The sequence below is a fragment of the Pseudomonas sp. 8O genome, from assembly GCF_902506495.1.
Taxonomy (GTDB): Bacteria; Pseudomonadota; Gammaproteobacteria; order Pseudomonadales; family Pseudomonadaceae; genus Aquipseudomonas; species Aquipseudomonas chaetocerotis.
In genome coordinates, this window is the sequence record NZ_LR733264.1 from 929535 (window position 1) to 953546 (window position 24012).

At 62.1% G+C, this 24012-nt stretch carries 19 protein-coding genes; 5 read left to right on the forward strand and 14 right to left on the reverse strand.

Annotation, left to right across the window (positions count from 1 at the left end; translation table 11 throughout):
- The first annotated feature begins 76 nt into the window (after positions 1-76).
- Together moaA and GV002_RS07000 are read left to right on the forward strand one after the other, a co-directional pair.
- Positions 77-1072, forward strand: a complete 996-nt coding sequence (gene moaA / locus GV002_RS06995) for a GTP 3',8-cyclase MoaA (RefSeq protein WP_160017662.1) — start codon at positions 77-79, stop codon at positions 1070-1072.
- Between the two features lie 44 nt (positions 1073-1116).
- On the forward strand, positions 1117-1956 hold the full coding sequence (locus GV002_RS07000; RefSeq protein ID WP_160017663.1) for a substrate-binding periplasmic protein: 840 nt from the start codon (positions 1117-1119) through the stop codon (positions 1954-1956).
- 4 nt (positions 1957-1960) lie between these two features.
- On the opposite strand, the gene GV002_RS07005 is transcribed toward GV002_RS07000, so the two are convergent.
- The 8 genes from GV002_RS07005 to puuE all read right to left on the reverse strand — a co-directional run bounded on the left by GV002_RS07005 (position 1961) and on the right by puuE (position 11223).
- Positions 1961-3427, reverse strand: coding sequence for an NCS1 family nucleobase:cation symporter-1 (locus GV002_RS07005; RefSeq protein WP_160017664.1), 1467 nt, complete (start codon positions 3425-3427; stop codon positions 1961-1963).
- 528 nt (positions 3428-3955) lie between these two features.
- A complete protein-coding gene (locus GV002_RS07010) occupies positions 3956-4816 on the reverse strand; it encodes an outer membrane protein OmpK (protein WP_160017665.1) in 861 nt (286 codons plus the stop codon).
- Positions 4817-4892: 76 nt separating this feature from the next.
- Positions 4893-6395, reverse strand: a complete 1503-nt coding sequence (locus GV002_RS07015) for a nucleobase:cation symporter-2 family protein (protein WP_178094622.1) — start codon at positions 6393-6395, stop codon at positions 4893-4895.
- Between the two features lie 359 nt (positions 6396-6754).
- Positions 6755-7270: a 2-oxo-4-hydroxy-4-carboxy-5-ureidoimidazoline decarboxylase gene (uraD, locus tag GV002_RS07020; RefSeq protein ID WP_160018897.1), complete on the reverse strand. Its 516-nt coding sequence runs from the start codon at positions 7268-7270 to the stop codon at positions 6755-6757.
- A 568-nt stretch (positions 7271-7838) separates the two neighbouring features.
- A complete protein-coding gene (locus tag GV002_RS07025) occupies positions 7839-9176 on the reverse strand; it encodes a urate hydroxylase PuuD (protein WP_160017666.1) in 1338 nt (445 codons plus the stop codon).
- A gap of 47 nt (positions 9177-9223) precedes the next feature.
- A complete protein-coding gene (locus GV002_RS07030) occupies positions 9224-9727 on the reverse strand; it encodes an ureidoglycolate lyase (RefSeq protein ID WP_160017667.1) in 504 nt (167 codons plus the stop codon).
- 42 nt (positions 9728-9769) lie between these two features.
- Entirely contained in the window at positions 9770-10285 is a 516-nt protein-coding gene (gene uraD, locus GV002_RS07035; protein ID WP_160017668.1) for a 2-oxo-4-hydroxy-4-carboxy-5-ureidoimidazoline decarboxylase, read from the reverse strand.
- A gap of 11 nt (positions 10286-10296) precedes the next feature.
- Positions 10297-11223, reverse strand: coding sequence for an allantoinase PuuE (gene puuE / locus GV002_RS07040; protein ID WP_160017669.1), 927 nt, complete (start codon positions 11221-11223; stop codon positions 10297-10299).
- 402 nt (positions 11224-11625) lie between these two features.
- Here puuE and uraH point away from each other — a divergent pair, with 402 nt between their 5' ends.
- On the forward strand, positions 11626-11979 hold the full coding sequence (uraH, locus tag GV002_RS07045) for a hydroxyisourate hydrolase (RefSeq protein ID WP_003460854.1): 354 nt from the start codon (positions 11626-11628) through the stop codon (positions 11977-11979).
- Positions 11980-12275: 296 nt separating this feature from the next.
- Here the strand turns inward: uraH and GV002_RS07050 are convergent, their stop codons facing one another.
- Positions 12276-13616, reverse strand: coding sequence for an NCS2 family permease (locus GV002_RS07050; protein WP_160017670.1), 1341 nt, complete (start codon positions 13614-13616; stop codon positions 12276-12278).
- A gap of 592 nt (positions 13617-14208) precedes the next feature.
- Here GV002_RS07050 and GV002_RS07055 point away from each other — a divergent pair.
- The gene (locus GV002_RS07055) at positions 14209-14976 is read left to right on the forward strand and encodes a GntR family transcriptional regulator (protein WP_024307768.1); all 768 of its coding nucleotides are present in this window, start codon (positions 14209-14211) and stop codon (positions 14974-14976) included.
- Between the two features lie 161 nt (positions 14977-15137).
- On the opposite strand, the gene guaD is transcribed toward GV002_RS07055, so the two are convergent.
- The 5 genes from guaD to GV002_RS07080 form a co-directional block, all read right to left on the reverse strand.
- Positions 15138-16442 (reverse strand): guanine deaminase, encoded by a 1305-nt coding sequence (gene guaD / locus GV002_RS07060; RefSeq protein WP_160017671.1) that lies wholly within the window; start codon positions 16440-16442, stop codon positions 15138-15140.
- A 102-nt stretch (positions 16443-16544) separates the two neighbouring features.
- Positions 16545-17378, reverse strand: coding sequence for a xanthine dehydrogenase accessory protein XdhC (gene xdhC, locus GV002_RS07065; protein WP_160017672.1), 834 nt, complete (start codon positions 17376-17378; stop codon positions 16545-16547).
- A 209-nt stretch (positions 17379-17587) separates the two neighbouring features.
- Positions 17588-19984, reverse strand: coding sequence for a xanthine dehydrogenase molybdopterin binding subunit (gene xdhB, locus GV002_RS07070; RefSeq protein ID WP_160017673.1), 2397 nt, complete (start codon positions 19982-19984; stop codon positions 17588-17590).
- 62 nt (positions 19985-20046) lie between these two features.
- Positions 20047-21486 (reverse strand): xanthine dehydrogenase small subunit, encoded by a 1440-nt coding sequence (gene xdhA, locus GV002_RS07075; protein WP_160017674.1) that lies wholly within the window; start codon positions 21484-21486, stop codon positions 20047-20049.
- Positions 21487-21982: 496 nt separating this feature from the next.
- A complete protein-coding gene (locus GV002_RS07080; RefSeq protein ID WP_160017675.1) occupies positions 21983-23116 on the reverse strand; it encodes an alkane 1-monooxygenase in 1134 nt (377 codons plus the stop codon).
- A 232-nt stretch (positions 23117-23348) separates the two neighbouring features.
- On the opposite strand from GV002_RS07080, the gene GV002_RS07085 reads away from it, so the two are divergent.
- Positions 23349-24008: a GntR family transcriptional regulator gene (locus GV002_RS07085; protein WP_160017676.1), complete on the forward strand. Its 660-nt coding sequence runs from the start codon at positions 23349-23351 to the stop codon at positions 24006-24008.
- The last annotated feature ends 4 nt before the right edge of the window (positions 24009-24012 follow it).

Below are 24012 nucleotides of genomic sequence, written 5' to 3' on the forward strand. Positions count from 1 at the left end.
CGCTTTTCTGTTTCTATCGCGCACAGCGTTATCCATGACAAAAAGTCTCGGCGCGTGACGCTGCAGGAGACCCACCGTGAATACCCATCAGCTTGTCGACCCATTCGGTCGGCGCATCACCTACCTGCGTTTGTCGGTGACCGATCGCTGCGATTTTCGCTGCACCTACTGCATGAGCGAAGACATGCAGTTCGCGCCGCGTGCGCAGATTCTCAGCCTGGAGGAGCTTTACGCCGTGGCCGATGCCTTCATCGGTCTGGGCGTGCGGCGTATTCGCATCACCGGCGGCGAGCCGCTGGTGCGCAAGAACCTGCTGAGCCTGCTGCAGCGCCTGGGTGAGCGTGATGAGCTGGATGACCTGGCGATCACCACCAATGGCTCGCAGTTGGCAGAGATGGCAGCGCCTTTGCGCGCGGCGGGCGTGCGGCGCCTGAACATCAGCCTGGATTCCCTGCAGCGCGAGCGCTTCGCCGCTTTCACCCGACGCGACAAGCTCGACCAGGTGCTGGCAGGCATCGAGGCGGCGCGTGCGGCCGGCTTCGAGCGGATCAAGCTCAACAGCGTGGTGCAGAGCGGGCGCAATGATGACGAGGTGCTGGATCTGGTCGAGTTCGCCATCGAGCGCGGCCTGGATATCAGCTTCATCGAGGAAATGCCGCTGGGCAGCGTGGTCAGCCACAGCCGTGAGCAGACCTTCTGCTCCAGCGACGAGGTGCGCCAGCGCATCGAGAAGCGCCATGCGCTGGTGCGCAGCAGCAAGGTCACTGGCGGACCGTCGCGTTACTGGCAAGTGGTCGGTACGCAGACCCAGGTGGGGTTCATCTCGCCGCACAGCCACAATTTCTGCGGTGACTGCAACCGTGTCCGGGTCACCGCCGAAGGCAAGCTGGTGCTCTGTCTCGGCCACGACAACGCGCTGGACCTCAAGCGCCTGCTGCGCGCGCATCCGGGCGACGGCGGGCGCCTGCGTCAGGCGCTGATCGAGGCGTTGCGGCTCAAACCCGAGCGGCATCACTTCGCCACCGACGAGCAGGTGCAGGTGGTGCGCTTCATGAGTATGACCGGCGGCTGAGCCCGTCTGATCGGATTCCCATAACAACAATAAGGAGGCTCTCAATGCAGCCCGTACGACTGTGCCTGTTTTCCACCATTGTGCTGACACCCGCAGTCCTGGCGCAGACCTACGTGGTCGGCGTCGAGGACCTGCCATTCGCTCCGCACTACAGCCTCGATGCCGAAGGTCATTACCGTGGCTTCGCCCGCGAGGTGCTGGATGCCTTCGCCGTCGATAGCGGTATCAGCCTGAGCTACAAGGCGCTGCCGGTGGATCAGTTGCTGCCGGCCCTGCAGCGCGGCGAGATCGATCTCAAGTATCCCGACAGCCCGCACTGGGCCGGCGCACAGAAGGCTGGCATGACACTGCATTACAGCCAGGCGGTGGTCGACTACGTCGATGGCGTGCTGGTGGCGCCGCAGCGCCAGGGGCAGGCGCTGGAGAGCATCCGTCGTCTGGCCATGGTGCAGGGCTGGACACCGCGCGGATACGAACAGCCTATCGACAGTGGGCAGATCCAGCTGAGCTACAGCGACGATCTACGCCAGATGATTCGCCAGGCGTTGAAGCAGGACACCGATGGCGCCTACTTCAACGTGGTGGTGGCCACCCATTATCTGGACAACATCCGCGCGCGACCGGGTGCTTTGGTATTTGATCCCAAGTTGCCGCATACCCGTGGCAGCTTTCACCTGTCGAGCCTGCATCACCCGCAGCTGATCGCTCGTTTCGATCGCTTTCTTGCCGAGCACTCGGCTCAGGTTGCCGCGCTCAAGGCGAGTTATCGCGTCGAGGCCAACCTGAATAGCGACTACATCGGCCTGGAGCAGTGGAAGGTGGACTTTCTCGAGCGGCAGAAAGAAAAAGCCGGCGCACAGGCGCCGGCTTCGTCCCGTCCGTGATCGCTCAGATGCTGGCGTCGGCGCGTTTCAGCGCCTGCGCCTGACCACGCATCAGGCCGTAGTGCAGCACCGCGCCGAGCAGGGCGCCGAGCAGCCAGGAGTAGCCCGACAGCTGGCTCAGAACGGGCGCCCACACCGAGGCGACGGAGAACACCGAGGCGATGGCAAAGGCGACCAGCGCCTTGCGGTTCCAGCCGCCGTCGAAGTAGTAGGCCGAGCCGACCTCGGCGCTGAACAGCTGCTGCATATCGAGCTTGCGTCGGCGCACCAGGTAGTAGTCGACGACGATGATGCCGTACAGCGGCGCCAGCACGGCGCCCAGGGTATCGACGAAGGCGGCGATGCCGACGCTGCTGATGAAGGCTACCCACAGCGCGCCGATGAAGAAGGCGATGCCCGCAGTGATGAAACCACCGGTGCGAGCGCTGATGTGCGCCGGTGCAAGGTTGGCCAGGTCATACGCCGGTGGAATGAAGTTGGCCACCAGGTTGATACCCACGGTCGCGGCGAAGAAGGTCAGTGCGGCGATGATGGTCAGGGTCAGGTTATCTACGCGGGCGACGATATCGGTCGGGTTGGTCAGCGTTTCGCCGAACACCACCACGGTACCTGCAGTGATCACCAGAGCGATCAGCGAGAAGATCGCCAGGCTCACCGGCAGGCCGAGGAAGTTGCCGATGGTCATCTGCTTTTCGCTTTTGACGAAGCGGGCGAAGTCGCCATAGTTGATCACCACGGCCGCGAAGTAGGCGACCATGGTGCCGACCACGGCGAAGAACGCAGCCACCGGGCCGGCCTTGTACTCGCCGGTGCCGCTGAAGATGTTGCCCAGTTCACTGAGCAGGCTTGGGCCGGCCTGATACCAGATCAGGCCCATCAGCGCGATCATCACCACATAGACCAGTGGCCCGGCCCAGTTCAGGAAGCGGGTGATCCAGCTCATGCCGCAGACGAACAGGCCGACCTGGAACAGGCAAACGATCACGTAGGACAACCAGCCGATGGCGGTCAGGCCCATGTATACGGCAGGGTCTTGCGGCTGCAGCAGCGAGTTGAGCAGCAGTGCCACGGCGGTGGAGGCGAAGTAGGTCTGCACGCCGTACCAGAAGATGGCGACGATGCCACGCACCAGCGCAGGGAAGTTGGCGCCGCGCACGCCCATGCTGGCGCGGGCGAATACCGGGAAGGGGATGCCGTACTTGACGCTGGGTTTGCCGGTCAGCTGCACCAGGCCCATGACGATACAGCCGGCGAGGACGATACCGGCCAGCACCGCCCAGCCATTGAGCCCGTAGGAGATGAACAGCGTGGCTGCCAGGGTATAGCCGAACAGGCTTTGAATGTCGTTCGACCAGACGTTGAATATCTCGAACCAGCCCCAGGTGCGCTTCTCGGGAGCCAGTGGAGCGAGGTCCTCGTTGTATAACGACGGATCGATGTTCTTGATGCGAAAGTCTTCGGTGTTGGACATGGACAGCTCCCAGTACTGTTCTTGCGCCGCGGCGATCTGTGAGGAGATTTGTCTGCAGGTTTCGTTCCGATTTTGTATTCGCGTCATGACTGAATCGATGTATACAGCCATTTCGACAGTGCTTCGGTAGGAACCTGATTGTCTTGTACACAGAAAATGCATTGCTGAATATGGCTTTTGGACAAATTGCACACAAAAAATAGAAATTTTGTGATCAAAAACTTGACCTTGCGGTCAGTTGTGTGATTGCAAGGCGTTGATTGGAGGGCGCCTGGGGTGCGCCCGATTGTGCACCGACGTGGTGCCGGGTTTGTCTGCTGGCGTCGGGTTGGTGCGGTAATTCAGGTCGCGTCGGCAAAGGCGGTGCGCGCGGCGCACCCTACGGGTGGTAGCCGCCTGCGTAGGGTGCGCCGTGCGCACCAGCCATTTCCCGCTCAAAGAAAAAGGGGGAGGGGCGCGAACGCCCATCCCCCTTTTTACCCGGCCGCCGTCCCTACCCGACGTCGGCCAAGTGCGTTGCGGCAGTGATCAGAAGTGATACTTGACCAGTGCCTGCAGGGCGGTCTGGTCGAAACGATCATCCGAACCATCCACCGGTTTCACGCCGTACTTGGCGCGCCACATGTTGATCTCGGTGCCCACGTAGAGCTGACGCTCCTTGCCGAACAGGGCCTTGCCCGCATCCCACTTGACCTGGATCGAGGAGCCGACCGAGGTCTGGGTGCCGGCGTCACGCGACGGCGAACGCCAGTCGAGGAAGCCATCGACGACGAAGTCCTGGTCACCCAGGCTGAACGGGTAAGCCGCGCTGACGGTCAGTTGGGTGGCGTAGCCGTTGCTGTTACTGTCGGCGAAGAAGGTGTGGTTGTTGATCTTCACCTGGTACAGGTTGGTCTTGAAGTAGGTGAAGCCAGGCACTTCCCAGTCGAGGCCAACACCGTACAGGTAGTTCTCCGGGCCAGGGCCGCCTTCGCCTTTCTCGTAGGTGAAGGCGGCGAACACATCCTTGATCGGGCCGGCGGCCAGCTTCTGCCCGGTCAGCCAGCTCAGGCTGACGCGCGGGGAGAACTCCATGTAGTAGAAGGAATCCTTGTCATGCTGGCGGAAGGTGCCGTTGTCGAAACTGCCGCGCGACTGCACGTTGTCGGCGCGGATGTAGTCGAGGAAGTAGAAGACGTCGCCCCAGGCCCAGCCACTGGCGTGCTCGAAGGTGAAGGTGGTCTGGGTGCGCTGTTCTTCGCCATTGAAGTTCATGCGCTGGAAGTTCTCGCCGTACAGGTACGACAGGCTGTTGTCCTGCCAGTAGAGCAGGTCGCCAGCGAGTGCCTGCTGGCCGGAGAACAGTCCGGCTGACAGGGCGAGGCAGTGGGGCAGATGCTTGAGTTTCATGGGTTTTCCTTATTGTTGGGGTGCAAGCGTGCGTCTCCCGGCGGTGTGCCGTCGGGAGTTGGGTCTAAGCCAGGGGTCAGCTTGGTCGGGCGGCCGGGTCGAGGTCGCGGCTCAGAGTCTTGAGGCTGCTGTCGTCGATGGCTGCATCATCCGGGCGGTTCTGCAGCACGGTGTGCAGGTGCGCCTCGGGGTCGTAGTCGTCTTCCTCGACTTCGTGATTCTCGTCGGGCAGGAAGATGTTCAGCACGATGGCGCTGAAGGCGCCGATGGTGATGGGCGAGCCGAAGATGTTCTTCAGCACGTCCGGCATGTGCGAGAGCACATCCGGTACGCCGGCTACACCCAGGCCAAGACCCAGAGAAATGGCCACGATCAGCACGTTGCGGCGGTGCAGGCCGGCTTCGCTGAGAATCTTGATACCGGCCACCGCGACGGTGCCGAACATGATCAGCGTGGCGCCACCAAGCACCGGCTTGGGCATCAGTTGCAACACTGCGCCCACCACCGGGAACAGGCCCAGCAGCACCAGGATGCTGGCGATGTAGAAACCCACATGGCGGCTGGCCACGCCGGTGAGCTGGATCACCCCGTTGTTCTGGCTGAAGGTGGTCATCGGCAAGCTGTTGAACATGGCGGCGACCGCCGAGTTGCAGCCGTCGGCCAGCACCCCGGATTTGATCCGGCGCATGTACAGCGGCCCTTTGACTGGCTGCTTGGAGATGATCGAGTTGGCGGTCAGATCGCCTGCCGTTTCCAGTGGGGTGATCAGGAAGATCACGGCGATCGGTACGAAGGCGATCCAGTCGAAGCCGAAGCCGTACTTGAACGGTTGCGGCACGCTGATCAGCGGCACCTCGGCCATGTTGGCGAAGTCCACCCGACCGGTGAACCAGGCGACCGCGAAGCCCAGGGTCAGGCCGATGATCACTGCAGAAAGACGCAGCACCTGCGAGGATGCGCGGTTGAGCACGACGATGGTGCCCAGCACCAGACCGCCGAGGGCCAGGTGGTGCAGGGCGCCGAGATCTGGCGCGCCATAGCCACCGGCCAGATCGGTCATGCCCACCTTGGTCAACGACAGCCCCATCAGGCAAATGATGGTGCCGGTGACCACCGGGGTGATCACCTTGCGCAGCTTGTTGATGAACTGACTGAAGGCAATCTCGACGAACGCGGCGCAGAAGCAGATGCCGAACAGCGTGGCGAGTATCTCCTCCTCGCTGGCGCCGCGCCCCTTGACGATGAAGCCGGCGCTGAGAATCACGCTGAGAAAACCGAAGCTGGTGCCCTGCAAACACAGCAGGCCGGAACCGATAGGGCCGATGCGTTTGGCCTGGACGAAGGTGCCGAGGCCGGAGACGAACAGCGCCATGCTCACCAGATAAGGTACATGGGCGCCGAGGCCGAGGGCGCTGCCAACGATCAGGGTAGGGGTGATGATGCCGACGAAGCTGGCCAGCACATGCTGCAGCGCCGCGAAGATGGCTGGGGCGAAAGCTGGCGTGTCGTCCAGCTGATAGATCAGGTCGCTGTTGCCGACGGGCGCAGCTGGGGCTTGGGTGTTGCTGTCTGTGGTCATGTCATAGCCTGCCAGTTGTTTTTATATGGTCATGGGCTTACACGAGGCTTCACGGCACCTCTGCTCCAATCAATCGAAAATTGTCCGATCGGTCAGGATATGCCGACTATAGCAACTCGTGGACATGGTTAAAAACAATTTATTTAAAGATTGTGCACAATGGTTTGGCCGCTCGCTCAGGTGGCCGATGCCATGCCCTGGGCGGTTGAGCCTGATCGGTTGCTGCGGCTGGGGGGCGGAACGAAAACGCCCGGATCGGGCGGCTTTGGGGAGAGAGGGCCTCGCCGCGACCGCTCACGTCCGGATGGTCGAGGGCGACAATCCTCAGGCGTGAGCGATGCACAGGCTGACGCGCAGGCTCACAGTTGTTGCAAGCGAAACAGCGCGATCTTGTTGATCTCGGCCAGGGCGGTGGCGAATTCCTGCTCCGGCGTGTTGTGAATGCGCTCCTCGAAGGCGGCCAGGATCTGGTGGCGGTTGCTGCCCTTGACGGCCTTGATGAAGGGGAAACCGAACTTGGCCTTATAGGCGTCGTTGAGTTCGGTGAAGCGGGCGAACTCCTCGGCGGTGCATTCATGAATGCCGGCGCCGGACTGCTCGGCGGTGCTGGAGGCCGTCAGTTCGCCGCGCACGGCAGCCTTGCCGGCCAGGTCCGGATGCGCGTTGATCAGTGCCAGCTGTGCGGCATAGCTGGCCCTGAGCATCAGGCCGGCCATGCGCTGATGCAGGCCGTCAATCTCGTCGATGCGCTCGTCCTGGCCCAGGTCAAACGCCTGTTCGGCGACCCAGGGCGAGTGCTCGTAGATGTCGGCGAAGGCCTTGATAAAGTCTGCACGGCTCAGGCGTGATGGGGTCAGGGTTTGAAAGTGGCTTATTGCGGGTGGCTTGAGGCTGTCATTGTCGTGGCCGTCCAGATAGGTCGGGCTGCGGTCTTGCCGGAGGGAGAGGTCGCCGGCATTGGCACCTAGGGCAACAAGCAAGCCAGCCGAAATGGCCAGGCCATGGAGCAGAGGGTTGAGCTTCATCGGTGCTTCCTTTTTGTCGGGGTGGTCAGAACATGCTGTGGGGCCCTGCTAGTTGTTGTTATCGGCTCATGGGCTTGGCGAGGCTTCACGAGGCCTCTGTTCTGCACGCGGACGACCTTGCTCGCTTGCTCAGAATGACTCGACTATAGCAAGTTGTTCACATTTAAAAGAACAACTTGTTTTTATGTTGTGTACAGAAATTAGCTCGCAGCCAGAGGGGCGCGGTCGGCGTAACCCTCTGCTCGGGGGCGTGTCGGGTCGCTACGGGCTGCGCGTGGCAGGCTGCGACTGGCAAGGCGGGGATTTGGCGCTTTATTGGCGGGGCGTGCCGCGCTGTGTCGCGCACTGACAGCGCTGACGAGCATTCAGGCGGGGCCGGCAAGAAGATGCCGCGCCAGGGGCGCGGCATTGCGGTGGATCAGTTGATCTGAGCGCCTTTGGCGATCCAGCTGCCAATCAGGTCGCGTTCATCCTGAGTCATCTGAGTGATGTTGCCCAGCGGCATGATCTGCGTGGCCACGGTCTGCGCGTGGATCTTCGCTGCCTGCGCCTTGATCTGCTCGGGTGTGTCGAGCATGAAGCCGGCCGGTGCGGTGCTGAACATCGGGCTGGTGGGGCTGGATGAATGGCACACGGTGCAACGCTCATGGATCACGCTTTCGACTTGGGCGAAATCGGTGCTGGCGGCAGGTGTCGCGGTGTCAGCGGCAGTAGGTGAGGCCTCGCTTGTATCGGCTTTGGCCTGGGTTTCCTCTACAGCAGGCTTGCTGGTTGTGGAGGGGTTGCCGGGGCGGCCGGTAGCAGGAACGGGAGCGTACTTGATCGCCGGAGCTTGGGCCGTTGCCGGTGCGCTGACCGATTGCGTTTGCGGGCCGGTGACGTAAGCCAGGCAGATCATGCCCAGCGCTGCGGCCGGCAGGGTCCAGACGTACTTGCTGCTGTCATGGCGGGTGTTGAAGTAGTGGCGTACCAGCACGGCCAGAATCGCGATACCGGCCAGGATCAGCCAGTTGTACTGACTGCCGTAGGTGCTCGGGAAGTGGTTGCTGATCATGATGAACAGCACTGGCAGGGTGAAGTAGTTGTTGTGGCGCGAGCGCAGCAGGCCTTTTGCCGGCAGGGTCGGGTCCGGTGTGGTGTTGTCTTCGATGGCCTTAACCAGCGCGCGCTGAGCCGGCATGATGGTGAAGAACACGTTGCCGACCATGATGGTGCCGATGATGGCGCCGACATGGATGTACGCGGCGCGGCCGCTGAAGATCTGGCTGAAGCCATAGGCCGCAGCGATAATCAGCACGAACAGCACGGCGCCGAGCAGGGCCGGGCGTTTGCCCAGCGGCGAGTCACAGAGAAAGTGATACGCCACGTAGCCGGCGATCATCGAGCCGAAGCCGATGACGATGCCCATGGCCGGTGCCAGTTCGACGCCCGGCTTGATCAGGTACAGGCTCGGGTTGAGGTAGTACACCACCAGCATCAGGGCGATGCCCGACAGCCAGGTGGCATAGGCCTCCCATTTGAACCAGTGCAGGTTCTCCGGCATTTTCGGCGGAGCAAGCTTGTACTTTTCCAGGTGGTAGATGCCGCCGCCGTGAATCGCCCAGAGGTCGCCCGACAGGCCCTCGCGGGGATTGCTACGGTTGAGGTTGTTCTCCAGCCAGACGAAATAGAACGATGCGCCGATCCAGGCGATACCGGTGATCATATGGATCCAGCGGATGCCCAGGTTTAGCCATTCGGTGAAATGTGCTTCCACGATCTGTACCTCTTTCCCGGGATAGGCACGCCAGCCCCGGGCTTCTCTTATTGGTGGGGGTCGAGGAGGAGAAGCTCGTCCTCATTGAAGAAATGCTCATCGCAGTTGTTGCCGGAACCACTGCGATCAACCACCAGGAAGTCATCCCGCTTTTCGATCGTCAGCACCGGGTGGTGCCAGACGCCGCGATGGTAATTGATGCCCTGCCTGCCATTGCTGAGGAAGGCACGGACGGACCCTGATACAGGTACATCGCCAACTGGCGCGACCACGATCAGAAAGGGGTTGCCGAGCAGCGGAATGAAGGCCTGGCTGCCCAGCGGATGGCGTTCCAGCATGCGGATGATCAACGGCATCTCCAGCGCCTCGGCGCTGAAGATGCTGATGATGGCCTGATCCTCCGGCTGAGCGGTCTCCACGCTGGCCAGCTTGTGATAGCGGCGGGTGGAACCGTTGTTGATCATGAAGAAGTCGCTGCCGTCGGTTTCGATCACGTCACCGAAGGGGGCGAAGGCTTCTTTGCTCAGGGGCTCGATGGTCAGGCTACGCATGGCTGTTCTACTTGTTCTGTTCGTGTGGGGAGGCTGCAGCGCTTACAGCTGCTGCAGGCGGAAGAGGGCGATCTTGTTGATCTCGGCCAGGGCAGTCTGGAATTCCTGCTCCGGTGTGTTGTGAATGCGCTCCTCGAAGGCGGCCAGGATCTGGTGGCGGTTGCTGCCCTTGACGGCCTTGATGAAGGGGAAGCCGAACTTGGCCTTGTAGGCGTCGTTGAGTTCGGTGAAGCGGGCGAACTCTTCGGCGGTGCATTCGTGGATGCCGGCACCGGACTGTTCGGCTGTGCTGGAGGCGGTCAGTTCGCCGCGAACGGCGGCTTTACCGGCCAGGTCCGGGTGCGCGTTGATCAGTGCCAGCTGCGCCTCATGGCTGGCAGACAGGAGAATGTCGGCCATGCGCTGCTGCAGGCTATCGATATCGTCGACGCTCTCGTCGAGACCAAGGTCGTAAGCTTTCTCGGCGACCCAGGGCGAGTGCTCGTAGATGTCGGCGAAGGCGGTAACGAACGCGTCGCGGCTCAGCTGGGAAGGGGTCAGGGTCTGGAAACGGCTCATGGGCAGCTCTCTCATTCGGTCGCACGGAAGGGATGGGTGGCGTGCCAGTGCTTGGCGATGTCGACGCGGCGGGCGCACCAGACCTTGTCATGGCTCTTCACGTACTCGATGAAGCGCGCCAGCGAGGCCATGCGCGCCGGACGGCCGAGCAGACGGCAGTGCATGCCGATCGACAGCATCTTCGGTGCGCCGGCTTCGCCCTCGGCGTAGAGCACGTCGAAGGCATCCTTGAGGTATTCGAAGAAGTCGTCGCCCTTGTTGAAGCCCTGTACCTGGGTGAAGCGCATGTCGTTGGTGTCCAGGGTGTAGGGGATCACCAGGTGCGGCTTTTCTGTGGTACTGGCCGGGTCCCAGTAGGGCAGGTCGTCGTCGTAGGTATCGGAGTCGTAGAGGAAGCCGCCTTCCTCGCGCACGATGCGCCGGGTGTTCGGGCCCAGGCGGCCGGTGTACCAGCCCAGCGGGCGTTCACCGGTCAGTTCGGTGAGGATACGGATGGCCTCGAACATGTGCTCCCGCTCGGTGGCTTCGTCCATATTCTGATAGTCGATCCAGCGATAGCCGTGGCTGCAGATCTCGTGGCCGGCGGCGACCATTTCGCGGATCACGTCGGGGTGACGCTGGGCGGCCATGGCCACGGCGAAGATGGTCAGCGGAATGTCGTGCTTCTTGAACAGGTTGAGCAGGCGCCAGACACCGGTGCGGCTGCCGTACTCGTAGAGCGACTCCATGCACAGGTTGCGCTGGCCCTGCAACGGCTGGGCGGAGACCATCTCGGAGAGGAAGGCCTCGGACTCCTTGTCGCCGTGCAGGATATTGCGCTCGCCGCCTTCTTCATAATTGAGCACGAAAGACAGGGCGATGCGGGCGTCGCCCGGCCAGTGCGGGTGGGGTGGGGTTGCGCCGTAGCCGATCAAATCGCGTGGGTAATCAGCGTTCACTGCAATCTTCCTATCTGGAACGTTGCGGTCACTGCGTGCCGGGTAATCGACGGCTACGCGACCGGGATGGCTAATTGTATACAAAGTTAGTTGCCGTTTGTAAATCGACTTTTCATCATTTTCTTCTCTGCGCGCCAAGGCAAAAAAATTGCCTAAGCGGTCAGTAATGCGCGCTGGTTGTGCCGTGGTTGCTGGCTGGCAATGTCGTGGGTAGTGAGCCGGTTTGGTGCACGCATGGCATCTGTATGGGATTTATTGTGTACAATTTATGCGTAAAGTGTTTTATATTCGATCTGCGTGCTATCCTGCCATTGCGTCGAAGCACTGCGACGAGCCGATTTCAACAGAGTAGAGGAGGTGTGGTGTTCGTAGGGCGCGAGTCGCTGCGGGCATCCGAGACCCATGGGACGTTTGACTACACATGTACTGGACGCCGCGCACGGCTGCCCAGGGAGTGACATCAAGGTCGAGCTGTACCGCGTCGAAGGCGCGCAGCTGGAACTGATCAACAGCGTTACCACCAACCACGACGGCCGTTGCGATGCGCCGGTGCTGCAGGGTGACGACTACCGCACGGGCGTTTACCAGCTGCATTTCCACGCCGGCGACTACTACCGCGCCCGTGGCGTGAAGCTGCCGGACACGGCATTTCTCGATGTCGTGGTCCTGCGTTTCGGCATCGATGCCGGCCAGGAGCACTACCACGTGCCGCTGCTTATTTCCCCCTACAGCTACTCCACCTATCGCGGTAGCTGAGTGACTGGCGGGCCAGTCGCCTGCCAGACGAATGCTTGTCACCCTCAGACTCGTTTGAGTCCTTATGCCCGCTCACACTGCGGGCTTTTTTTCGTCCGCGTGTAGGGTGCGCCACGCGCACCGGAACCCCACGCGGCACCGTGCAGCGCGTCGAAACTGGTGCGCGCGACCCGTAGCCCGGATGAAATCCGGGGCCGGCGATATGCATGCGAGGCGCGCGTCTGCCTGCGGTTGATGGGCCAAACGAAAAGCCCCGGCACAGGGCCGGGGCTTCGATCAGCGCGTGGTATTGGTCGTCAGAGGAAGGCGAACTTGGCGATGAAGATCACGCACAGCGCATACAGGCTCAGCGACACCTTGTCACTCTGACCTGTCAGCAGTTTCAGTGTGGCGTAGGTGAGAAAACCCAGGGCGATGCCGTTGGCGATGGAGAAGGTCAGCGGCATCATCACCACGGTCACGATGGCTGGGATGGTGTCGGTGTGGTCCTTCCAATCGATGTGCGCCATGCCGCTCATCATCAGCATCGCCACATAGATCAGCGCGCCTGCGGTTGCGTAGGCCGGAATCATGCCAGCCAGCGGGGCGAAGAACATCGCCGCGAGGAACAGGAGGCCGACGGTGATGGCGGTCAGGCCGGTACGGCCACCAGCGGCTACGCCTGCAGCGCTTTCCACGTAGCTGGTCACCGGCGGGCAGCCGACCATGGCGCCTACAACGCTCGAGGTGGAGTCGGCTTTCAGGGCCTTGGACAGGTTCTGGATCTTGCCATCTTCATCCACCAGGTTGGCGCGATGGGCCACACCCATCAGGGTGCCGGCGGTGTCGAACATGTTCACGAAGAGGAACGCCAGAATCACGCTGATCATCGCCACGTTGAACGCGCCGGCGATGTCCATGGCCAGGAAGGTCGGGGCCAGGCTCGGCGGCATCGACACCAGGCCGCCGTATTCCACCAGGCCCAGGGCCCAGCCGATTGCGGTCACGCCGAGCATGCTGAAGAGAATGGCGCCAAACACGTTGCGGTGGCTGAGCACGGCGATCATCAGAAAGCACACGGCAGCCAGCAGCGCCGAAGGGTTACTGAACGAACCCATGGTCAGCAGGGTGGCCGGGCTGTCGACGACGATGCCGGCAGTCTTCAGGCCGATCAGACCGAGGAACAGGCCGACCCCGGCACCCATGGCGAAGCGCAGGCTCATCGGAATGCTGTTGAGCAGCCATTCGCGAATCTTCGACAGGCTCATGATCATGAACAGCACGCCGGAGATGAATACTGCGCCCAGTGCGATCTCCCAGCTGTAGCCCATTTCACCCACGACGGTGTAAGTAAAGAAGGCGTTCAGGCCCATGCCGGGTGCCAGGCCGACCGGCCAGTTGGCGTACAGCCCCATCAGGAAACAGCCCAGGGCCGCGCCGATGCAGGTGGCGACGAATGCTGCGCCGTGATCGATGCCGGCGGTTGCCATGATGTTGGGGTTGACGAAGATGATGTAGGCCATGGTGACGAAGGTCGTCAGGCCGGCCAGCAGTTCGGTCTTGATGGTGGTGCGATGCTCGGTCAGTTTGAAGAAGCGGTCGAGCAGGCCACCTCTTGCCAGTTGATTCGCGTGTTGTTCTTGTTTGACGCTTTCCACAGCGGGTACTCCTCATCTCTCTTGTTGTGTACCGCCCAGAGCGTTGCGCAAGAACAATGCTCTCTGAGGCAGGCGGTGTTTCGGCGGTGCTTCCTGGCTAAGTTGTTGACCGAGCGGTCAAGAAGTCACTCAGGCGCGATTATGCTGTTGTATACAAAAAATGCAATTAATGTTTTTAATGTTGCATTGATCGCACCAATTGGCCGTGCCGAGGTGGGTGCGTAGAGATTTGGCGACAATCTTCTCGATCTTTAGAGTGAAGTTCTTTTAAAACAAAGAGATATCTTTATGGCCGGCTGAAGGCCTTCTATCGTCTGAGCATCGATTCGTCAGCCGTTGAAGGTCCTTAGCCGTTAATGGACTGAGGAGTCGGCTATATATAAGGAAAGAATTTGTCGTTCTGTGCTCAGTCTCAGGCGATGAGGTACCGATGCCCAGCTATGACGTCATACAACGAAGGGTGTAGTGGCTGGTTGACTTGTGTACAATTGCCTGAATTTTTTTCTGATGTTTTTTCGCTCGGAGCTTGTCAGCTACCGGGTAGAACACAGTAGAGTCGCAGTGTCGCCGACTCTCATTGACGCGAGCCAGAATGAACGATCAATTGCAGCCTCTCAAGAAGCAGCCGCGCGTGGGCAAAAGCAGCCGCAGCGGGACTCAGGACGATGTCGTATATGCCCATATCTTCGATGCCATTCTCGAGCAGCGTCTGGCGCCCGGCACCAAGCTGAGCGAAGAGGCGCTGGGTGAGATCTTCGGCGTCAGTCGCACCATCATCCGTCGCGCCCTTTCGCGCCTGGCTCATGAGGGCGTGGTGCTGCTGCGCCCGAACCGTGGCGCGGTAGTGGCCAGCCCGAGCGTCGAAGAGGCGCGGCAGATCTTCTACGCGCGCCGCCTGGTCGAGCGCGCCATCACCGAACTGGCCGTCGAGCACGCGACCGCCGAGCAACTGGCCGAGCTGCGCCAGATGGTCAAGGACGAGCAGGACAGCTTCTCTCGCGGCGATCGAGGTGCAGGTATTCGCCTGTCCGGCGAGTTCCACCTGAAGTTGGCCGAGGCCGCGCGTAATGCGCCGCTGGTAAGTTTCCAGCGCAGCCTGGTGTCGCAGACCTCGCTGATCATTGCCCAGTACGAAAGCGGCAGCCGTTCGCATTGCTCCTATGACGAGCACAACCAACTGATCGACGCCATCGAGGCGCGCGATGCCGAGCGTGCGGTGCACCTGATGATGCATCACATGGATCACATCGACAGCAAGTTGAACCTGGACGAGGAAAGCGCTTCGGACGATCTGCACGCGGTGTTCTCGCACCTGCTGCAGACCAAGAAGAAGCCCGGCCGCAGCGCTGCCAACCGCTGATTCGTTGCGTGTGACAAGAAAGCCCCGATGCTCGCGCATCGGGGCTTTTTCGTTGGCGTGTCTACGTTGAGGCGTATTTTTGTAGGAGCTGGCTTGCCAGCGATGCGCTAGTGAATTGATCGCCGGCAAGCCGGCTCCACAAGGCGATCAGGCTGTTCGTTTCAATCGCGCTGGTGCACCGACACGCCCGCGGCAAAGGTTTCCTTCACGGCGCGGTCGTCGCCAAGCATGGTCAGGGCGAACAGGCGTTCTTCCAGGCTCTTGGCCTGTTGCATGCGGTAGCTGATCAGCGGCGTGGCGTTGTAGTCCAGCACCACGAAGTCGGCGTCCTTGCCGGGCAGGAAGTTGCCCAGCTTGTCGTCCAGGTACAGCGCATTGGCGCCGCCCAGGGTGGCCAGGTACAGCGACTTGAACGGGTCGAGTTTCTTGCCCTGCAGCTGCATCACCTTGTACGCCTCGTTCAGCGATTGCAGCTGGCTGAAGCTGGTGCCGGCGCCGACATCGGTACCCAGGCCGACGCGCACGCCATGGGCTTCCAGCTTGTTCAGGTCGAACAGGCCGCTGCCGAGGAACAGGTTCGAAGTGGGGCAAAAAGCCACCGCCGAGCCGGTCTCGGCCAGGCGCCTGCACTCGTCGTCGCAGAGGTGCACGCCATGGGCGAACACCGCGCGCGGGCCGATCAGCTTGTGGTGGTCGTAGACATCGAGATAGCCCTTGCGCTCTGGGAACAGCGCCTTGACCCACTCGATCTCCTTGCGGTTCTCGGACAGGTGGGTGTGCATGTAAAGGTCCGGATACTCGCCCAGCAGCTTACCGGCCAGTTCCAGCTGCTCCGGCGTGCTGGTGGGGGCGAAGCGCGGGGTGACCGCGTAGTGCAGGCGGCCCTTGCCGTGCCAGCGCTCGATCAATGCCTTGCTCTCGGCGTAGCCGGATTCGGCGGTGTCGGTCAGGTAGTCCGGGGCGTTGCGATCCATCAGTACCTTGCCGGCGATCATGCGCAGGTTGAGCTTGTCGGCCTGCTCGAAAAAGGCATCCACCGACTGCGGGTGCACGCTGCCGAACACCAGGGCGGTAGTGGTGCCGTTGCGCAGCAGTTCCTTGAGGAAGATCGCCGCCACGTCGCTGGCGTGCGCCTTGTCTTCGAACTGTTTCTCGGTGGGGAAGGTGTAGGTGTTGAGCCAGTCCAGCAACTGCTCGCCGTAGGAGGCGATCATGCCGGTCTGCGGGTAGTGGATGTGGGTGTCGATGAAACCGGGGGTGATCAGGGCGTTACGGTAGTGCTGGATCTCGACGCAGGCTAGCTTCGGCAGCAATTCGGCAGCCGCGCCGACCTGGGCGACTTTGCCGTTTTCGATCAGCAGGATGCCGTCCTCGAAATACTGGTAGGACTGCTCGACGCCGACGACGGCCGGGTCGGCGAGGCTGTGCAGGATGGCGGCGCGGTAGGCTTTGATATTGGTGGTCATCTGTTAGGTCTCGATTGGGCGGGCAGTGCGTAGGGTGTCGCGGGGCCGCCTAGGCCGTGCGCACCACGCACAATGCGGTGTTATTGGTGCGCGCGGCGCACCCTACTGGGCGCGGCGTGAACTGGGCAGCAGCTTGGTGACGCTGGGTTCGCCTTTCTTCACGTCCTGGCCGAAGCTGGCGTTATAGGTGGCGATCACCTCGCCGGCGATGGATACGGCAATTTCCACTGGCAGCTTGCCTTTTACTTCGGCCAGGCCCATGGGGCAGCGCATACGTGCCATCAGGCTTTCCTCGAAGCCGCGCTCGCGCAGGCGATGCTCGAACTTGACGCGTTTGGTCTTCGAGCCGATCAGACCGTAGTAGGCGAAGTCGCCGCGCTTGAGGATCGCCGCGGTCAGTTCCAGGTCGAGCTGATGGTTGTGGGTCATGACAATGTAGTAACTGCCGGGCGGCATGTTCTCCACCTCGTCGACCACCTCGTCGCCCACGATCTTCTGCGCGCCGGCGGGGATGTGCTCGGGAAATTCGTTCTCCCGCGAGTCGATCCAGCGTACTTTGCACGGCAGGCTGGCGAGCAGCGGTACCAGCGCGCGGCCGACGTGGCCGGCGCCGAACACGGCGATCTGCGCCTGGGGCTGACCCATGGGTTCGAACAGCAGCACGGTGGCGCCGCCGCAGCACTGGCCGAGGCTGGCGCCGAGGGAGAAACGCTCCAGGCGGGTGTCCTGGCTGCGCGTGGCGAGCATCTCGCGCGCCATCTCCATGGCCTTGTATTCCAGATGACCGCCGCCGATGGTTTCGAAGATGCGCTCGGCGGTGACCACCATCTTCGAGCCGGCATTACGCGGCGTCGAGCCGCGTTCCTCGATGATGGTCACCAGCACGCAGGCTTCACCTTGTTGCCGCAGCTCGGCGAGGGCGCTGATCCAGCTCATTTGCTCAGCCTCCAGGAAGGCGTGGTCTGTCCCGGGCGCGGCAGGCGCCAGTTGCTCGGCGACGGGTCGAGAATTGGCACCGGTACCGGGCGAGCGGGTGGGTTATTCGGTTCGGTGTGTTTTGTCATTGTTGTACACCTCTTTATTTTGGGTCGTAGCCCGGATGCAATCCGGGGCAGGATTCTCCCGGATTGCATCCGGGCTACGAATCAGGCCGTTTCAACCTCGACAGCGCTGGCAGCCTTGGCCGTAGCCTTCAACTTGCGCATCTGTTCCACGCCCCAGAGCACGCGCTCGGGGGTGGCTGGGGCGTCGATTTGCGGCTGTACCTTGTAGTCCGCCAGGCTGGCCACGGCGTCCTTCAGGGCGCACCAGGCGGCGATGCCGAGCATGAACGGCGGCTCGCCGACGGCCTTGGAGTGGAACACGGTGTCTTCCGGGTTCTTGCGGTTCTCCACCAGTTTCACGCGCAGGTCGATGGGCATGTCGGCGATGGCCGGGATCTTGTAGCTGGCCGGGCCGTTGGTCATCAGCTTGCCTTTGGCGTTCCACACCAGCTCTTCCATGGTCAGCCAGCCCATGCCCTGGACGAACGCGCCCTCGACCTGACCAATGTCGATGGCCGGATTCAGCGAGTCGCCGACGTCATGCAGGATGTCGCCACGTAGCATGCGGTATTCGCCGGTCAGGGTGTCGACCAGCACTTCCACGCAGGCCACGCCGTAGGCGTAGTAGTAGAAGGGGCGGCCAGCTGCCTTGTCGCGGTCGTAGAAGATCTTCGGGGTGCGGTAGAAACCGGTCGAAGACAGCGAGACCTGGCCGAAGTAGGCCTTCTGGATCATCTCCTCGAAGGACAGGAAGTGCTCGCGCACGCGCACCTGGCCGTTGCGGAACTCCACGTCTTCCGGCGTGACCTTGTACTCGCGCACCAGGAAGTCGACCAGGCGCTGCTTGATGGTCTCGGCCGCGTTCTTCGCCGCCATGCCGTTGAGGTCGGCGCCGCTGCTTGCTGCGGTCGGCGAGGTGTTGGGCACCTTGTCGGTGTTGGTGGCGGTGATCTGGATGCGCTCGATATCGACCTGGAACACCTCGGCGACGACCTGCGCGACCTTGGTGTTGAGGCCCTGGCCCATCTCGGTGCCGCCGTGGTTCAGGTGGATCGAACCGTCGGTGTAGATATGGATCAGCGCGCCTGCCTGGTTGAGGAAGGTAGCGGTGAAGCTGATGCCGAATTTCACCGGGGTCATGGCCAGGCCTTTCTTCAGCACTGGGCTTTTTTGGTTGAACTCGATAATTTCGCGACGACGCTTGGCGTACTCGCAGCTCTCCTCCAGTTCGGCGGTCATTTCGTGAATGACGTTGTGCTCGACGGTCTGGTGGTAGTGGGTGACGTTGCGCTCTGTCTTGCCGTAGTAGTTGAGCTTGCGCACTTCCAGCGGGTCCTTACCCAGGCTGCGCGCCACTGCGTCCATCACTTCCTCGATGGCGACCATGCCCTGTGGGCCGCCGAAACCGCGGTAGGCGGTGTTCGAGGCGGTGTTGGTCTTGCAGCGATGACCGTTGATGGTGGCGTTGCCGAGGAAGTAGGCGTTGTCCGAGTGGAACATGGCGCGGTCGACGATGGAGCCGGACAAGTCTGGCGAATAGCCGCAGTTGCCGGCCAGGTCCATCTCGATGCCATGCAGCAGGCCGTCGTCATCGAAGCCGACGTCGTACTCGACGTAGAAGGGATGGCGCTTGCCGGTCATGCTCATGTCTTCGACGCGCGGCAGGCGCATCTTGGTCGGCCGGCCGGTGAGGTGCGCAATCACTGCGCACAGGCAAGCCGGGCCAGCAGCCTGGGTTTCCTTGCCGCCGAAACCGCCACCCATGCGGCGCATGTCGATGACGATCTTGTTCATCGGCACGCCGAGCACTTCGGCGACCAGTTTCTGTACTTCGGTGGGGTTCTGCGTCGAGGTGTAGACCAGCATGCCGCCGTCTTCGGTGGGCATGACCGAGGAAATCTGGGTTTCCAGGTAGAAGTGCTCCTGGCCACCGATATGCAGGGTGCCCTGCAGGCGACGCGGGGCGCTTGCCAACTTGCTGGCCGAATCACCGATGCGGTGGGTGTGGCTGGCGAGCACGAAATGCTTCTTGCGGTAGGCCTCGACCACGTCGAGTACCGGCTCCAGGTCTTCGTATTCGACGATCGCGGCTATGGCCGCCTTGCGTGCGGTTTCCAGGTTGTCTGCGGCGACTGCCAGCACCACCTGGCCCACGTACTCGACCTTGCCGTCAGCCAGCAGCGGGTCACCGGCGACCACCGGGCCGATGTCCAACTGACCGGGTACGTCATCCTTGGTGATGGCGATGGCCACGCCTGGAAATTCGTAGCAGGGGCGGGTGTCGATACGCACGATGCGCGCATGGGCGCGATCCGACTGGCGCGCGTAGACGTGCAACTGGTTGGGGAACTCCAGGCGGTCGTCGACATAGACCGCTTCGCCGGACACGTGCTTGTCCGCGCTCTCGTGCTTGACGCTCTTGCCGACACCGCTGGTCATGCCGGCGCGGAACAGGGCGGCCAGCTCTTCCTGGGATTTGTGTTCGATATGACTGGACATCTTCGCCTCCAAAACTTCGCATGCCGCCGGGCGGGCCGGCGGCGTATCAATTCACTGCGCCCTCAGGCGTAAGCGGTAACCCGGGTTTCGACCTCGGGCGACTGCTGCTCCAGGAAGAACTTGCGCAGCAGGTTCTGGGCAGTGAGCAGGCGGTATTCCTTGCTGGCGCGGAAATCCGACAGCGGGGTGAAGTCTTCACCCAGCGCTTCGCAGGCGCGTTCGATCACGCCCGGATACCAGGCCGAGCCGACCAGGGCCGCTTCGCAGGCGCTGGCGCGTTTCGGGATGGCGGCCATGCCGCCGAAGGCGATGCGTGCTGCGGTGACCACGCCATCTTCGATGGTCAGGTTGAAGGCCGCACAGACGGCGGAGATGTCGTCGTCCAGGCGCTTGGACACCTTGTAGGCGCGGAACGCCTGATTCGCCTGGGCACGCGGCACGATGATCTTCTCGATGAATTCGGCTTCCTGGCGCGCGGTCACCTTGTAATCGAGGAAGTAGTCCTGCAGCGGCAGGATGCGCCGGGTGTTGCCCTGGCGCAGGGCGATCTGCGCGCCAAGGGCAATCAGCAGCGGCGGAGCGTCGCCGATGGGCGAGGCGTTGCCGATGTTGCCGCCCAGGGTGCCCTGGTTGCGGATCTGCAGCGAGGCGAAGCGATGCAGCAGCTCGCCGAAGTCCGGGTATTCGCGCGACAGTGCTTCGTAGCAGTCGGACAGCGCCGCAGCAGCGCCGATTTCGATGGCGCTGTCGGTCACTTCGATGCGCTTCATGTCTTCGATATGGCCGACGTAGATCATCACCGGCAGTTCACGGTGGAACTGGGTGACTTCCAGGGCCAGGTCGGTACCACCGGCGAGCAGGCGTGCCTCGGGGTTGGCAGCATAGAGGTCGGCCAGGTCGGCCACCGTCAGCGGCACCAGGCAGCGCTTGTCGCCGCTGTTGAGCTCGGCGGTTTCACGCGGGGCGATGGCCTTGAGCTGGGCCACGGTGTTGCTTTCGAAGGCATCGAACTGATCCGGCTGCTTCTGGCAGCAGGCCTGCTCGGCGGCATCGATGATCGGGCGGTAACCGGTGCAGCGGCACAGGTTGCCGGCCAGGGCTTCCATCGTTGCGCCCTTGTCATAACCTTTTGAATTCTTCTGCAGGGCGAACAGCGACATGATGAAGCCGGGGGTGCAGAAGCCGCACTGCGAACCGTGGCAGTCGACCATTGCCTGTTGCACGCTGTGCAGTTGGCCCTGGTGCTTGAGGTCTTCGACGGTGATCAGCTGCTTGCCGTGCAGGCTGGAGACGAAGGTCAGGCAGGAGTTGAGGGTGCGATAGCGCACGCGCTCTCCAATCAGCTCACCGACCACCACGGTGCAGGCACCACAGTCGCCGGAGGCGCAGCCTTCCTTGGTTCCGGTTTTGCCGACGTGTTCACGCAGGTAGTTGAGCACGGTGACGTTGGGGTCCAGGGCATGCTCAGTGCGCAGCTCCCGGTTGAGTAAAAACTGGATCAAGGACGACCTCCAGGCACTTTATTGTTATGAATCGGTGGCTCGCCGGGTAGTGTGCACGCATTGCAAGGCCCGGGCGTGATTGGCCATGGGGGCAATCTAGAGTTTTCTGACTTTTGGGTCAACAAATATTTGACCTCGTGGTCAGCTGCTTGTCATGCGTTTCAGTTATGAGCGCGGCGGGCGGGATTCATGCTCTGAGCGTAGCGGTTTTCGTGCCAGCGAGGGCTCTGCTGCGGGGTTTCCGTAGGATGTCGCGGGGGCGTCGAGGCCGTGCGCACAAATGTTCGGCGGCGAATGGTTGGTGCGCATGGCGCACCCTGCGTGACTTTCATGCCGGCGAAGGCTCTGTCAGGGGAGCGTAGGGTGCGCCGCGCGCACCAGTGACCACGGGCAAACATGGCACAGCACTGGTGCGCATGGCCTGGGTGGGCCCGCGATACCCTACAAAAGCAAAACCCCGGGAGCTTGCACTGCCGGGGTTGCTGGAGCGGGAGGTTTACGTCAGTTGCGACTCACTCAGTTGGTGCTCTTCGCCGGCGTAATAGGCACGCACCCTGGGGTCCATCACGGCGCGCCACAGCGGTGGGAGCACCGCGAGCACGATCATCCCCGCATAGCCATTGGGCAACTGCGGGCTGTCATCGAAATGGCGCAGCACCTGGTAGCGGCGCTTGGCGTAGGCGTGGTGGTCGGAGTGGCGCTGCAAGTGGAAGAGAAAGAGGTTGGTCAGCAGGAAATTGCTGTTCCAGGAATGATGTGCATTGGTGCGCTCATAGCGGCCATTGTCCAGCTTGCGCCGGTGCAGGCCGTAGTGTTCGACATAGTTGACGATCTCCAGCAGGGTGAAGGCGATGAACGCCTGGCCGAGGAAGAACAGGGCACCCAGCCAGCCGAAGAAGAGGGTGAAGCCGAGCAGCATGAGCGCGCTGATGGCGTACCACCCGATCAGCTCGTTGCGCCAATGCAGTGCCTGCAGGCCGCGCCGCTTGAGACGCTCGGCCTCCAGCTTCCAGGCGTTGAGAAAGTTGTGCTTGTAGGCGTGGGGCAAAAAGGCATACAGGCTCTGGCCGAAGCGTGAGGAGGAGGCATCCTCGGGCGTGGAGACGTGAACGTGGTGGCCGCGCACATGTTCCACCTTGAAGCCGGCATAGCACACCGCTGCCAGTAGCAGACCGCCGGCATTCTGCTCCAGGAGTGCGTCCTTGTGGATCAGTTCGTGCGACACGGTGATGCCGATGGCGCCCATCACCGTGCCGACCGACAGCACCCAGCCGAGCTTGCCGACCCAGCTCCAGCCTTCGTAAGTGGCGAATATCCAGCCGCTCCACACCAGCATCGCCAGCAGCAGCGGCACCGTGGCCAGGCTCAGCAGGCGGTAGTAGCCCTGAGCTTCCAGTGCCGGCACTTCGTCGCGCTCATCCGGGTTGGCCGGGTCGCGGCCGACGACGAAGTCCAGCAGGGGAATCACGCCGAACACCACGCTGATCACCAGCCAGGGCCAGGCGTCTGCATGGGCGCTGCCCTGTGACCAGTGATAGCTCAGCGGGATGCCCAGTACCGGGATCAGCCAGATCCAGTAGCCGACCTTTTTCAGGGCGAGCATCCAGTGTGAAGGCAGGCGTTCGAACATCGAATTCTCCCGGTCATTACTGTCGAGGGGCATATCTCGGATTGTAGGACAATCCATTTTCATGGACAGATGCCCACGACCAATCTTTAGAACGGAAAGTGCCCTGTGGGGACGCTTGGCGGGGTAACACCCTGTGTTACACTCGCCGCCAGATTTTTTTGCTCCCGCCCAGCCGTGACGGGGCTCCCAGACTCGACCGCCTGCCCCTGGATCGACGCAAATAAGGAATGTCATGACATTCAAGGCCCCGGACAGCCTCGCCGAGCAAATTGCCCATTACCTGGCCGAACGCATCATTCGCGGTGAGCTCAAGGAGCGTGAGCGCATCCAGGAGCAGAAAGTCACCCAGGCCCTCAACGTCAGTCGCGGTTCGGTGCGCGAAGCGCTGCTGATTCTCGAGCGTCGCCACCTGATCGTGATCCTGCCGCGCCGTGGTGCCCAGGTCAGCGAACTGACCCCGCATCACGTCACCAGCCTTTACGCGCTGACCATCGAGCTCTACATCATGCTGGCGCGTGCGGTGATCGAGCGCTGGAAGGTGGAAACCGACCTGGCGCCCTTCGTCGATATCCAGCAGCGCCTGCTGGCCAGTCTGGAGCGCGGCGATATCGGCGCCTTCGTCGAGAGCAGCTTCGACGTGATGCGTGCGGCCTTTCCCTTCGCCGACAATCCCTATTTGCAGGAAACCCTGGAGAATCTGCTGCCGGCCATCAGTCGCACCTATCACCTGGCGCTGGAGCGGCGCAAAGGCGAGATGGGGCAGTTCATGGGCACCTTCGCCAGCCTGCTGCAGGCGATCATCGCCCGTGACAACGCGCGCGCCCGCGAAGTGTTGCAGGCTTACGGTCAGCACAATTGCCAGCTGGTGCTGGCGACCCTGGCCGAGCGCTAAGCCA

What these genes read in the sequence shown, in the direction of transcription:
- xdhC (WP_160017672.1), bottom strand. Translation starts at nt 17,378, where the DNA reads ATGAGCTGGATCAGCGCCCTCGCCGAGCTGCGGCAACAAGGTGAAGCC.
- xdhB (WP_160017673.1), bottom strand. Translation starts at nt 19,984, where the DNA reads ATGTCCAGTCATATCGAACACAAATCCCAGGAAGAGCTGGCCGCCCTG.
- GV002_RS07055 (WP_024307768.1), top strand. Translation starts at nt 14,209, where the DNA reads ATGAACGATCAATTGCAGCCTCTCAAGAAGCAGCCGCGCGTGGGCAAA.
- GV002_RS07010 (WP_160017665.1), bottom strand. Translation starts at nt 4,816, where the DNA reads ATGAAACTCAAGCATCTGCCCCACTGCCTCGCCCTGTCAGCCGGACTG.
- GV002_RS07000 (WP_160017663.1), top strand. Translation starts at nt 1,117, where the DNA reads ATGCAGCCCGTACGACTGTGCCTGTTTTCCACCATTGTGCTGACACCC.
- GV002_RS07030 (WP_160017667.1), bottom strand. Translation starts at nt 9,727, where the DNA reads ATGCGTAGCCTGACCATCGAGCCCCTGAGCAAAGAAGCCTTCGCCCCC.
- guaD (WP_160017671.1), bottom strand. Translation starts at nt 16,442, where the DNA reads ATGACCACCAATATCAAAGCCTACCGCGCCGCCATCCTGCACAGCCTC.
- GV002_RS07015 (WP_178094622.1), bottom strand. Translation starts at nt 6,395, where the DNA reads ATGACCACAGACAGCAACACCCAAGCCCCAGCTGCGCCCGTCGGCAAC.
- GV002_RS07005 (WP_160017664.1), bottom strand. Translation starts at nt 3,427, where the DNA reads ATGTCCAACACCGAAGACTTTCGCATCAAGAACATCGATCCGTCGTTA.
- uraD (WP_160017668.1), bottom strand. Translation starts at nt 10,285, where the DNA reads ATGAGCCGTTTCCAGACCCTGACCCCTTCCCAGCTGAGCCGCGACGCG.
- uraH (WP_003460854.1), top strand. Translation starts at nt 11,626, where the DNA reads ATGGGACGTTTGACTACACATGTACTGGACGCCGCGCACGGCTGCCCA.
- GV002_RS07080 (WP_160017675.1), bottom strand. Translation starts at nt 23,116, where the DNA reads ATGTTCGAACGCCTGCCTTCACACTGGATGCTCGCCCTGAAAAAGGTC.
- GV002_RS07085 (WP_160017676.1), top strand. Translation starts at nt 23,349, where the DNA reads ATGACATTCAAGGCCCCGGACAGCCTCGCCGAGCAAATTGCCCATTAC.